At 59.0% G+C, this 12,767-nt stretch carries 6 protein-coding genes and 1 pseudogene; 1 reads left to right on the top strand and 6 read right to left on the bottom strand.

Translation table 11 applies throughout. The features are described 5' to 3' along the window. Nucleotides 1–7,016, bottom strand: a 7,016-nt coding sequence (locus G113_RS14180) for a glucoamylase family protein (protein WP_236611780.1), incomplete at its 3' end; no start/stop codon positions are given. Nucleotides 7,017–7,568: 552 nt separating this feature from the next. Between G113_RS14180 and G113_RS14170 the strand changes: the two genes are divergently transcribed. Continuing rightward, entirely contained in the window at nucleotides 7,569–7,793 is a 225-nt protein-coding gene (locus G113_RS14170; protein ID WP_005905097.1) for a helix-turn-helix domain-containing transcriptional regulator, read from the top strand. A gap of 40 nt (nucleotides 7,794–7,833) precedes the next feature. Here G113_RS14170 and G113_RS14165 read toward each other — a convergent pair whose 3' ends face one another. The 5 genes and pseudogenes from G113_RS14165 to G113_RS14150 form a co-directional block, all read right to left on the bottom strand. Further along, complete coding sequence (locus tag G113_RS14165; RefSeq protein ID WP_005905095.1) at nucleotides 7,834–8,274, bottom strand: protein kinase family protein; 441 nt, start codon at nucleotides 8,272–8,274, stop codon at nucleotides 7,834–7,836. A gap of 60 nt (nucleotides 8,275–8,334) precedes the next feature. After that, on the bottom strand, nucleotides 8,335–8,544 hold the full coding sequence (locus tag G113_RS21105; protein WP_005905093.1) for a hypothetical protein: 210 nt from the start codon (nucleotides 8,542–8,544) through the stop codon (nucleotides 8,335–8,337). A gap of 497 nt (nucleotides 8,545–9,041) precedes the next feature. Beyond that, nucleotides 9,042–10,298, bottom strand: a complete 1,257-nt coding sequence (locus tag G113_RS14160; RefSeq protein WP_040319250.1) for a tyrosine-type recombinase/integrase — start codon at nucleotides 10,296–10,298, stop codon at nucleotides 9,042–9,044. 474 nt (nucleotides 10,299–10,772) lie between these two features. Then, complete coding sequence (locus G113_RS14155) at nucleotides 10,773–11,063, bottom strand: YebG family protein (protein ID WP_005905088.1); 291 nt, start codon at nucleotides 11,061–11,063, stop codon at nucleotides 10,773–10,775. 243 nt (nucleotides 11,064–11,306) lie between these two features. Next, nucleotides 11,307–12,753, bottom strand: a pseudogene (locus G113_RS14150) (bifunctional 2-methylcitrate dehydratase/aconitate hydratase). Between the last annotated feature and the right edge of the window lie 14 nt (nucleotides 12,754–12,767).

The raw sequence follows: 12,767 nt of genomic DNA, 5'->3' as shown, positions 1-12,767 counted from the left end.
ACTTGCGCCAGCACCTCATCGAGCCCGTGACGATAACGGGTGACAAGGGTGCTGGCCTGCTCGTTCGAGGTGGCTTGCCCCAGCAGGATCACACATTCAAGACGCTCGCCAGGCAAGAGGTCGATGTGCATCTGCAGTGCCGCACAGGGATCCAGTCCCGCTCCCGTTTTACCGGACAGGGCATGGCGGCTGGTCAGCGCCGCAGGCGCCGCCGAGTGGCCACGGAATCCGAGGAACTCGGCGCGATCGGCGGTCCAGCTTGTCTGCTTGCCACCGAGATCGAGGAAGGCCACGCGGCCCGGGAAGGCGGTATTCCACGGGTTTTGTGCCAGCATGGCGCCCGTGCTGTCATCCAGTTGGCTGGTGATAAAGGGGGCACTGACGGAGCGACTGGCGCCCAGCACCCACTCCACGTAACAGGTCACCGACAGGCGGCGGGGCTCATTCGTCAGGTTGTGCAACGTCAAACGCGAGATCTTGATGGGGTCCGAGACCGGGACAAACTGCAACAATTCGCTGTGGATGCCGTGTGCCTGGTGCTCGAAGCGGCTGTAACCATAGCCATGACGGGCAATATAGGGTCCACCATCCCGAATGGGCTGCGCGGTAGGGCTCCACAGTTCCAGGGTCTCTTCATCGCGCAGGTAGATGGCTTCACTGGCCGGATCCGTCACAGGATCATTTGACCAAGGGGTAAGCTGGTTCTCCTTGCTGTTGTCGGCCCAGGTATAACCACTCCCTTCGGCGGAGGCTTGAAAGCCAAACTGGGGATTGGCAATCACGTTGAGCCAGGGAGCCGGGGTGTGCTGGTCTGCCGACAGCAGGGTGACATATTCGCGCCCTGCCTTGGCAAATCCACCCAGACCATTGAAGCACTCCAGCTCCGGGTGATGCGGGTGCTTGAGGGCGGGGACATGCCGCAACCTGCTTCCGCCCCCTGGCTGGGCAAATGGGGGGAGGGCGGGCTGACGGGCCAGCTGTTCCTGCAACGAACCCCGGCGGGCTATCAAAACGACCCGCGCCGCCGCATACAAGAGGGCGCAAACCTCATCGCTCATCAAGTCGATGCGCACGGCATAGACGGATCCCTGCGCCAGCTCGGTATGAAAACGTGGCCGGGACTGGCTGCTGCGCACGGCCGTGTCGATGCCATTTTGCAGATCCTGCACATAGGTGGAGGCATGCTCATTGACGATCACCAGGTCGACGGCCAGACGCTTCATGCGCAGATATTCATGGGCCAGCAGCAGTTCACGAACCTGCGCCAGATCCTCAATGTCGTCAATGCGCAGCAGCATGATGGGCAGATCCCCGGAAATGGACTGCTGCCAGAGGGCTGATTGCCGTGTCAGGCCCCGGACTATGGTGCTCGATGGGGAGCGGAACCTGGCGTCGGCATAGAGCAAAGGGGCCGCCAGGCGCTGGAAATTGGCGGCATCGGCTGCCTGAATATTGAGGTGATGCAACTGCACCTGGGCCTGTGTCCAGGCCAGCGTCTTGGTGCGCTGGAACGAGTGGCGATTGTGGTGCTGATCGATGAGATCGAGCAGCGCCTGCCGTGACGGGGCGACCAGGGTCCAGAAAGCAAGGTGAGTGCTGCTGCCAGGCAGGATGTGCACGCGCTGGCGCAGTGAAAACACGGGGTCGAGCACTGTGCCCACGGTATTTGACAGGGGAGCGTCACGGCCCATGGCGCGGGCCGAGGCGAGGGTGTGACCCCGGCCAATAAACTGCGCCCGATCGGACTCGTATTGCAGGGGCTCGGTGAGAGGCTCCTCGGCAAGGATGAAATGGCCGGCCCAGACTTCGCTCTCCTCGGCGGTTCTTGGACGCCGCGTGGCAAGCAGGGCGCCGAGTTCGGCCACAAATTCGGTGACGACAAACAGCTTGCTAAAGGCGGGGTGAGCCCTGTCTGCCTCCGGTGTGGTCAGCACGACCTCGGCATAGGAGGTTATCTCTATGCTGCGCACGCTGCGGCCCCGGTTGTTCAGCGAGATGCGACGCACCTCGCCATCGGCCTCACCAGACACCAGCACCTCCATTGTGGTGGTCAGCTTGTCGTGATGATGGACAAATTGCGCGCGATCTTCGGCGAAAACAACCTCCCCGTTGCTATCCGAGTTGCCAAGGGGCTGGGCGCAAGGTGACCAGGTATCGCCACTGTTCACATCCTGCAGGAAGAGGAAGGAGCCCCAATGATCCCGGGTCGCATCCTCTTGCCAGCGGGTGATGGCAAGATTGCACCAACGGCTGTAGCCGGCCCCAGCACTGGTGAGCATGACGCTGTAGCGACCATTGGAGAGCAGGTGAGTCACCGGCGCCCCCAGGCGCGATGACGGGAGACGGCGCACCGAGCTGACATCCTGACTGTTCGGGGCGAGCGATGCCTTCATCTCGGCGGCCCTCGGCCGGACAATGGCCATCTCCTGGGGGATGCGCTCTTGCAATAACAACTCGCAGGATTGGATGATGGGGTCGTCATGGAAGCGGGTACGCATCTGCCCGGCATGGAGGGCATTGGCGATGGCCACTATGGTCATTCCCTGGTGGTGCGCCATGAAGTTCTGCACTATGGCGACGCTCTGGTTGTCGGGCAGTCGCGAGGGAGTGAAGTCCAGGGCCTCGTAGAAACCGTAGCGTCCGGCGCCCCCGAGACCCGCCAGGCGCTGGAAGTTTTTCAGGGCGGCGACAGGGTTGACCATGGCGGCGAGCCCGGTGGCATAGGGTGCGACGACGCGGCTCTCGGCCAGACCACGTTTAAGGGCCAACTGCGGTATGCCGAAATTGGAGTATTGATAGGTGAACTCCATATCCCGTGCGTTGTAAGCCGATTCCGAGATGCCCCATGGAATGCCAAGGGAGTGGGCATAGTGGATCTGCAACTCGACGATCAGGCGGTTGGTGCGTTCCAGTTGCGAGCCGATGGGGGCCCGCATCACCAAGGAGGGCATCAGGTATTCAAACATGGAGCCAGACCAGGAGATGAGCGCGGCGGCCTGACCCAGCGGGGTCGCCGAGCGCCCGAGTCTAAACCAGTGATTGGTGATCACATCGCCCTTGGCGATGGCAAACAGGCTGGCCAGTCTCGCCTCCGAGGCGAGCAGATCATAACAGCTGTTGTCGAGCCGGTTGTCGGAGAGGGAATAGCCTATGGCCAGCAGCTTGCGATCGGGATTAAACAGGAATGCGAAGTCCATGCCCATGGCAAGGGCGCGGGCATGTTCCGCCAGGGCTTGCAGCCGGGCCTGCTGCCCGCAGGCCTGGGCATTGAGCTCGGTCTGATCCTTAAGATGCTCTGCCACCACGCGGGCAAGCGCCGCGAACCAGAAGAGAAGCTCGCCCCGCTCGGTTGGACTCTCCTTGGGATCAAGCTGGTGGGCCGCATTGGCCGCTTGCTGCGTCAGGTGTTGGAGATCCGGCAACAGGTGCTGCGGCGAGAGCTGAGCGGCCAACTGGCGACGCACTTCCTTAAGGTAGAGGGCGAGGCCCTTGATGGCATCCTCATTTTGCCGGGGATAGGCGCGCAGCGCCTGATCCGCCAGGAGAGCGGTATCCGTTATCCCACTGACCATTTCGCCGTTATCAGTCTGCTGCTGCCAATGTTCACAGGTAGTCGCAACGACCAGCAAGTGACCGGCCAGATTGCCACTGTCAACCGAAGAGACATAGGCTGGCTCCAGGGTGAGCAGGGTGCGGGTATCGTACCAGTTGAATAAATGCCCCTTGAAGCGAGGGAGCCGTTGCATCACGGCCAGGGTGGCTTCCAGCCGCTTGATGGTGGCGCCGCGCCCGGCCCAGCCGAAGTCATTGGCCGCCAGGGCTGCGAGCAGATAGAGCCCCATGTTGGTGGGGGAGGTGCGATGTGCGATGACCTCGTTGGGGGTCTCCTGGAAGTTGTCCGGTGGCAGCTGGTTATCGAGATCGGTCACGAAGGTTTCAAAATAGCGCCAGGTGCGGCGCGCAATCAGCCGCAGCTGCATCGCCTCCTGTGCGTTGCACGCCATCTGTTTCGTGAAATAGCGCGGCTGGCTGCTCCAGCAGGCCAGCAGGGGAGCCAGCAACCAGAGCAGGCCGAAGGGCACGACCAGCGGCCAGGCGCCGGGCGCGCTGAGCAAGGTTACCGTGCTCATCCAGAGTCCCAGTAGCACACCCGCCGTCATCAGTCGGTAAAAGCCCCAGCGGGTCAGGCGCGGCGCCCCCGTTGTCTGCGCCGTGGTGGTCCACTCCAGCAGGTGGCGGTGAGATAGAGAAAGGCGAAACAGGGTACGCACTATGGCATCGGCCATGCGCCACGTCTGATCGGCGAGAAAGGTGAGGCTGAACAGCGTCTGCATGAAGGCCCGTTGCAGGTTATTGCCCATTTTGTCCAGGTAGTGACGCCATAAGAAGTTGCGCTGGCGGGGAATAAACGCAAAGAGCAGCGGCAAGAAGATGGGGAGGGCCAGGGCGCCAATCAGCAGCAGATCTGCCGTCGTGGCGACGGCCAGCGGTAGTTGCCAGGAGACCAGCAGGGCCAGCAAGGCGCTTGGGGCCAGCAGGGATCGACAGAGGTTATCAAACATCTTCCAGCGGCCAATCAATGGCAACCTATGTTGTCCGCGTTGCTGATGGTAGACCCAGGCAAGCAACTGCCAGTCGCCTCGCGTCCAGCGATGCTGGCGTTTGGCGCTGACGTCGTAGCGCGAGGGAAACTCTTCGACGACCTCAATGTCCGAGGCCAGCCCCGCCCGTGCAAAGATCCCCTCGAACAAGTCATGACTCAGATGGCTGTTCTCCGGCACCCGTCCTGCCAGTGCCGCAGTGAAGGCATCGACGTCATAGATGCCCTTGCCGGTGAAAGAGCCTTCGCCAAACAGATCCTGATAGATGTCCGACACCGTTGCCGCATAGGGATCCATGCCGCCGGGGCCTGAGTAGAGCCGCTGATAGTAGGAGCCATCCTGACCCAGGGGAAGCGAAGGAGTGACCCGGGGCTGGAGAATGCCATAGCCATGGGTGACGCGCTGCTGGCTTGCATCGAAATGAGCATGATTGAGGGGGTGGGCCATCTTGCCAATCAGGCGACTGGCGGTATCCCGCGGCAAGCGGGTATCCGCATCCAGGGTGATGACATAGCGCACGTCCCGGGGAAGAGCAGGGGGGTTGTCCTCCTGCATCATAAAGGTGGTATCGACGGCTCCGCGCAGCAGACGATTGAGCTCGTACAGCTTGCCACGCTTGCGCTCCCACCCCATCCAGCAGCCTTCGCTGGGGTTGAAGTGGCGATGACGGTGAAGCAGAAAGAAGCGATCCCCCGATGGCCCCGGGCCATATTTGCGGTTCAAGCGAGCAATGGCGAGCTTGGCCTCGTCCAGCAGGGCGGCATCATTGGGCATGATTTCATGAGGGGCGTCCACGCCATCGGAGAGCAGGGCAAAGCTGAGCTCGCCACTGATCCCCGATAAGTGGTGGATTTCCAGCTGTTCCACTTGCGCCAGCAGCTCGGACTGGGAAGTAAGGAGCGTAGGGATGACCACCAGGGTGCGCAGCGAGGCCGGGACGCCCTGGCTGAGATCCATGGCGGGCAAGGGCAGGGGAGAGAGATGGCAGCTGATGAGATAGTTGACCAGTGCGATGGCCGCGGCATTGGCGGGCAAGAACGCGAACAAGATAAAGAGCGCATGCCAGATGGACCAAGGCTCGCCAGTTTGCATGAGTAGTCCATGACCGCCCACCAGCAGGCACAGTGTCAGCAGGGTAATGACCCCGACATAGCCGGCAATGCCGAGCCGGGAGTGATAGCGATGCAGGCGCAGGCGCAGAGGGGGGCGAAAGCCGAGACTGGCTTCCAGTGCCAACCTGCCTTGCGCAATCAGATGATACCCGGGTTCTTGCGCTCTGCGGGCTAGATCGTCCTGCGCCGTCTCGGCGGCATGCTGGCTGGCGGCCAGCACCCTGGCCGTGACATCCTGCTCATCGTGGGGAGAGTGGCGGGCAAGCTGCTCGATGGCGCGGCGATAGAGGTCGCGGGTGGGGAAATCCATCTCGGCAAAGTGACTGCTGGTCCGCAGCTGCTGATCCACCAGGCTCATCTTCTCGAACAGCTCGGTCCAATCGATGTCCGAGATGAAGCGCATGCTGGTAATGATATTGCGGATAGTGACGTTTGAGGCACCTTGTCGCTGCTGTGCATGCAGCACGACCTCCTCGACGGAGAGCCCTTGCTGCGTGAGCCTAGCTTCGAGCCAGCCGAGGGCTGGTGTGATCTTCGGATCCTGATCGCGCAGCTGTTTGACCAATTGGGCGGCGAACAGCTCAGACAAGGGGTCGCTGGCCCGTGAGGCTATCTCTTCGTTCAGCGCGCTGCTCGCGCAACCGGCGGCAAGCAGCCGGGTACAGAGAGCATCTGCCTCGGCTCTGATCTGGCGGCCAAGAGTTATCTGCTCTACCAGGCGGCGCAAGTTTTCAACCAGCACGATCCTGAGGGTGATGGACACCGCCCACAGCTCCCCGATGGTCAAAGGTTGCACGCGCTGATAGGCCAGAATGAAACGACTCAGGATCTCGGGATCGAAATGGCTGTCATTGTGGGCCACGAAGGCCCAGGCAATGCCAAAGACCCTGGGATAGCCGGCAAATGGGCCTTCGGCGAGCTTGGGAAGCTGACGGTAGTAACTGGGGGGCAGGCTGCTGCGGATCTCGTAGAGCTGGGCTTCGACCAGGTGGTAGTTGTCGATAAACCACTCAGCGGCATGGGTCAGCTCATTTCCCAGTTCGAGTTCAGCCGCGCTGGCCAGGTAGGCGGATGACAAGACAGCCTCATTCTCCTTCAACCTCAAGTGCAAGGAGTGCACCGCAAGAGGATGCGAGGTGACTGGTTGGGCCTCTGCCAGGGTGATGGCATGGGACTCCAGCCGCTCTATGCCAAACAGCTCCTCACGAATGGGATCTTTGTTCTGCCAGAGGGTACTGACCGACTTGGAACCAAATAGCCTAGTGCGCCAACCGTTCATGGGGATCTCCCACGTTTGCGCCACGGGGCATTGCTCCGTGATCCCGGGAAATAAATCCATTTCGTATTTGGTCTGACATGAGCTAAGTCTCTTCGTAAACGGCGGCGCCGAGGGCGCCATCGAAGTGCATGATGAGGGTGAGTCCTGGCAGCCTTAATGACGATATGGCGCGACCAGGTTGCGAGCAGGCAGTTCGATTGATGAGGGAGACAAGACGCGGCCCGGCATGCTCGCAAGCCGATAGCAGCGATCGCCTGGCGCCATGCCTGAGCAGCCAAGCCACGTCATCGAGGCAATGCGCTCAGGCATCTGTTTACGTGTTTTGTTTAGGCACTATGGCGAAGGGAGGAACAGGTGTCTGTTCGTTAGCGTACATATCAAGGCCTGCGGCTCCGATGAGAACACCCGAACCCACGGGACCGCCGACATGCGACCAGAGAAGGCTTCGACCAAGCAGGCAATGGAGGGCTTATGGCAAGCCCGCATGAACACGCCAAGAGGATGGAGTCAGCTCGGATTATATATTCAATTTAACATAATATACATTATGCGCAATGACGGGTGCAGGAGGACGGAATGAAGAGAACTGAACAATGGAGCCGCTTTGATGCGGTTGACTGCTTGGCCACTGAGGCCGATATGGTTGCCTATCTGCAGGCAGCCCTTGAAGATGGTGATCCGGCGCTGCTGACTGCGGCGTTTGATGATGTGGAGCGTGCTCGCGCCAAACTGCGTGGCAAGCCGCGCTACACATTAGAAGAACTGCTGGCCCAGTGTGATCCCAATGCCACCAACAGTTAATCAAGTTCGTCCGCCCATCTAGACATTGGAAGAACAAAAATTAGAGGCAAGCGAGAGCAGCTTTGTAGACAATGTTTAGGTCACGGACAGCGTTCAAGGTAGGACGACTTGTTGACTTAAAACCATTCAAAAAACCTGCTGGTCTTCTCACCGACTCTTTGAAACGATGATGCCATGTATGGTCATCAGTCACGATGACAGGTTCATTACAGTCAGGGAATTGGTCTGCAGTAATGTCAATTATGTATCCAGCAATTTCTAACCAAGCATGGGAGTTTTGTCTATGTTGACAGGAAACACCGGAAACGTACTCGATTTCCTGAATACCCTGCTTATAGAGATGCTCAGCTAGAATATCGCTGATGGCACCACACGTACCTAAGGGGAATTTCCTAAAATTACTAGGCATAGAGAACCAGTCCAAACGATCCAGCGCTCCACGGAAATCACTAACATGCTTCTTAAGCTCAACAATATTCATAAATTCCTCATTAGAGAAAAGACGCCGATAAATGGGGTTATCGGCATCACCGATAGAAAATCAGAGTGCCCGCAAGCGGCGGGATTCTTCCGCAGATAGCCGCAAAGCGTCTACAACCGATGATTTGAATTCAGGCCCTACATTCACATAAATGGCATTCCCCAAAAAGCCACTCTCAACTCGCTTAATGAGATCATCAAGCTCGTCAACAGGAAGCTCAAAGAGAACAGCAAGAAGAGCTGATTCATAGGGGTTAAAGGTTGCACTCACAGAGATAACTCCTTGAAAGATAGAAAGAGAGTACAAGATGAGTCTGATGAAGTGGCTTTTCAAGTATTAATCCCCTGCCCTAACCTGATAACAGCCCTTCGGGCTGGGTTTTCAATGGGCCGAGCCCAGGATCTAGCAAAGGAGGATTGAATTCCCCCCGTATTACTACCCGGGGGGCTAAGACCTGTGCGGCGCTGTGGCGTTCGCCTCCCCCAGTGCTAGGAAAGCCTTAAAAGCCTGTTTTGCAGAGCAAGGGATGGGCACAGAGAGGACATAGGCATTCAAAAGAGGGTTTCGGCCTGCCCACCGACCCCATATTGAGAAAAGAGCGCAGGACGATGGGCGCCTGTCCTTCTCCTCCAACGCGAATACCCTCGTCTATCGATTGATCGCGCGATAGATGCTTTCCCTCCCCCGATCCATGGCTTGTATCAAACAAGGCCTCTTGCTCAATCAATAGGATCAATCTGTTATCTCTCACTGCCTATTGCTTCCCCTCATTGATCACCTTGCAGGCGATCGAGCTGTTTGGCGGCTGCGCTCTCATGGCGTTCACTGTTGGCCGTGTGCAGATACTTGGAGGTGGTATCTATGCTGTCATGGCCGGCATCAGCCTGCACATGGGATAAAGGGCGGCCATTGAGATTGATGTCGTGGGTGATGCCGGTGTGGCGGATGGAGTGCGCCGTCAACACGCGCATTTCGGCGCTATCTTGGGGAAAGCCATCGACCTCGGCCAAGCTGGCCGCCTTGCCTATCAGGGTGTCGATCAGATCGCGTAGCTGGCGAATGCCAAGGTTGGCATTGAGCTCGCCTTGCTCGCGGCCATGGGCGGCGGCCTTGTGACGCACAAAGAGCGGCGTCTGTTCATCGGGTGTGGGCAGTGGGCTCAGGCCCAGAAAAAGTCGATAGCGGGTGAGTGCCTCTAGCAAAGCCTGGGAGACGGCCACGGTGCGTCGCTTGCCACCCTTGCTGCGGGGAATGAAATAGCCCCAGACCCCTGTCTTGGCATCCCGGCGAAACTGACTCATGACCGGGGTAAAGCCGGGTCGGGCCGCAACTTCAGAGATCCGCAGGTAGCAGGCATACATCAGGCAGGTCAAAAACCGGGTCCGCTCGTGTTGCTCCGGCTGCTCCCGGGCCAATGTGTCGGCGGCCTGCATCACATAGGACCATTGCAGCTCGCTAAACGCCTGCCCCTGCTCGTGAGGATCGCAGGCGACAGGACGCTTGACCCGTTGCAACAGCAGGGCCGGATTTCTCTCCATGTACTCCTCCTGGATGAGGAACTGAAAGAAGGCCGACAGGATGGCGAGCTTGGTCTTCATGGCCTGCTCGCTCAGGCGATAGGGCAGCTCGCGGCCCAGCTCACGTTTGCCGAGAAAGGGGCGCCAGTGAGGATTGGGCAACCGTTCTCCCCACTCCTTGTCGCTGACGAACTGGGCCACGTTGCGATAGGCGATAAGATGCTGGGGCGGCGCCTGACAGTAGTCGAGATAGCGCATCATGATGCGGCGGGTCAGATCTTTCGGGCTGATGGCCAGCTCGCTAAAGCACCAATACAGGAAGGTGGTGAGCTCGCTGCGATAGGTCTTGTAGTTGTTTTCACTGTGACGCTGCTCGAGCAACCAGTCGACGGCAAGCTCGTAGACGAGTCCCGCATCGGGTACTTGATTGAGACTTAGCTGAGCCAGATGGAGATTGACCTGGGCATTGCCTGACTCCAGATAGGCGAGTCCGTCGAACAGCGGCATGGCGGGTGGGAGTGGGATCTGTATCTGCATGGTGTTTGCCTGAATGAAGCGGGAATGCAACCCCTGCTGGGTAGAGGTCTCTCAAAAAGAGGCCTGCTGTCGATATGCAGCAAAGTGATTATGAATGCGCTTTGGTTAGAGATTTCTCGGGGTAAATAGATTTAATGATGACTTAATATGCAAATAATTGCATTTACCCCTATGTTGGAACAGCCTGCTGCCCAGCAAATGGCATGATGGCCCTGAATGGCGAGTGGCCTGGTTGGGCGATGGCGGGGCTCACCACGCTAGCCGAGCGATCGCTGTCCGCCGTGGCGTTATGGCTTGAAAGCGGACTTGGGGAGTGTGCATCGGTTTGCAATGGCTGGGTGTGATATGACTGCGTAAACAACAGGGACCTAAACAAAATGGTCGTGTAACTGCTTGCTAATTCGAGCGGTAGCGGGGAACAAGATGAATGCCCCCCTGCCCCTGTCAGGCGACGCTCTTGAGCGGCTTTTCCTTGGTCTTCTCTTCTTTGGTCACCACTGGCTGGGCCTTGCCACCACGCAAGATGTTTTGCAGCAGATCCCGTTGCTCGGCCAGGTAAAAAGCCAGACACTCTTGCTGGCTGGCATCGAGTTCAATCGGTGCGCCCGCCAGCAGCGACATCAGCTCGTCGGCGGTGTCCAACAGCTTGTCATAGGCATCGGCCTCCTTCTTGCTGGCAAAGGTCATCTTCTCTACTCCCCCACGTATGACAACGTATTTGATCTCAACGGCCATGATCTTCTCCTCATCGATGATAGGGAAAGTATATGTATGAACATACAGTGGTGCAACTCTGCTTTCAAAAAATCCCATTCATTGAGCTGAAGGAGCCATCATTCTATCCCAAAAGCATCTCTCCCAAGCTTGTCTGGCCGAGATGAAGCCTGTCCGGGCAATCCTCAAGATGTTGCCGTTGATTTACACAGGCAAAAGAATGCCCACCGTGAGGCGGGCAGTTCATCATGGGAGGGGGATGGTTTAGATCACCAGCAGATCCATAAACTCGTTGACCGGCATGAAAGACAGCGCCTGCTTGTCCTGGCCGAGTCGATAGAGGGCTTCGACTCGTTTGGCCGGGAAACGAGTCCCCAGGTTGGCCCTGTATTTGGCGAGCAACAGGGGGATCCCCTCCTCCCGACGGCGCTGGTGGCCGACCGGATAGGCGACTTCGACCTTGGCGCTGTGGCTGCCATCTTTGTAGAAGATCTGGATGGCGTTGGCGATGGATCGCTTGTCCGCCTCCAGATATTCACGGCTGTAAGTCTGGTCTTCCCGCACTTGCATCCTGGCGCGCAGGGCATCGATACGGGGATCGGCCGCTACGTCATCTTCATAATCTTCGGCCACCAGCCGTCCAAAAATAAGTGGTACCGCCACCATGTATTGCAGGCAGTGATCCCGGTCTGCCGGGTTGTTCAGATCCCCCACCTTGCTGATGATGCGTATGGCCGACTCATGGGTGCTGAGTTCTATCCTGTCTATCTCATCGAGGCGATTTTTTACCTCGTCGTGCAGCTTGAGCGCGCACTCCACGGCCGTCTGGGCGTGAAACTCGGCCGGGTAGCTTATCTTGAACAGCACATTTTCCATCACATAGCTGGCGAAAGGTTGGTTCACGGCGAAGCGGTTGCCTTTGAACAGCACATCATAGAAGCCCCAGTTGGGCGCGCTCAGCACCCCGGGATAGCCCATTTCCCCCTTCATGGTGATGAGTGCCAGGCGCACGGCGCGAGAGGTCGCATCCCCGGCCGCCCAGCTCTTGCGCGAGCCGGCATTGGGGGCATGGCGGTAGGTGCGCAGGCTCTGGCCATCGACCCAGGCTTGAGAGAGGGCATCGATCACCTGATCCCGGCTGCCCCCCAACATGTGTGTCACCACGGCGGTGCTCGCCACCTTGACCAGCACCACATGGTCCAGGCCGACCCGGTTGAAGGAGTTCTCGAGCGCCAGTACTCCCTGGATCTCGTGGGCCTTGACCATGGCGACCAGCACCTCGTGCATGGTGAGCGGCGCCTTGCCCTCGGCGATGCGGGTGCGGGAGAGCCAGTCTGCGGTGGCGAGGATCCCGCCCAGATTGTCTGAGGGGTGTCCCCACTCTGCGGCCAGCCAGGTGTCGTTGTAGTCGAGCCAGCGGATCAGGGTGCCGATATCAAAAGCCGCCTTGACCGGATCCAGGCAGAGTTGGGTGCCGGGTACCCGGGCGCCGTGGGGCACATGGGTGCCTGCGACTATGGGGCCAAGATGCTTGGTGCATTCGGGGAAGCGCAGTGCCAGCAGGCCACAGCCCAGGGTATCGAGCAGGCAGTAGCGGGCGGTATCCAGCGCGAGCTGGCTGCTGATGGGCTGCTGACAGACGTAATCGGCAATCTCGACCAGGAGTGGGATCCGGTTCGGGTCTGTGGTTGAGGTCGACGTTGGCAGACATCTTGATTTCCTTAT

This window comes from Aeromonas molluscorum 848 (assembly GCF_000388115.1).
Taxonomy (GTDB): Bacteria; Pseudomonadota; Gammaproteobacteria; order Enterobacterales; family Aeromonadaceae; genus Aeromonas; species Aeromonas molluscorum.
Note: the sequence above shows the minus strand (reverse complement) of the source record. Positions and strands in the feature narration are given on the sequence as shown.

What these genes read in the sequence shown, in the direction of transcription:
- G113_RS14160 (WP_040319250.1), bottom strand. Translation starts at nt 10,298, where the DNA reads ATGCCGCTGTTCGACGGACTCGCCTATCTGGAGTCAGGCAATGCCCAG.
- G113_RS14165 (WP_005905095.1), bottom strand. Translation starts at nt 8,274, where the DNA reads ATGAATATTGTTGAGCTTAAGAAGCATGTTAGTGATTTCCGTGGAGCG.
- G113_RS14170 (WP_005905097.1), top strand. Translation starts at nt 7,569, where the DNA reads ATGAAGAGAACTGAACAATGGAGCCGCTTTGATGCGGTTGACTGCTTG.
- G113_RS14155 (WP_005905088.1), bottom strand. Translation starts at nt 11,063, where the DNA reads ATGGCCGTTGAGATCAAATACGTTGTCATACGTGGGGGAGTAGAGAAG.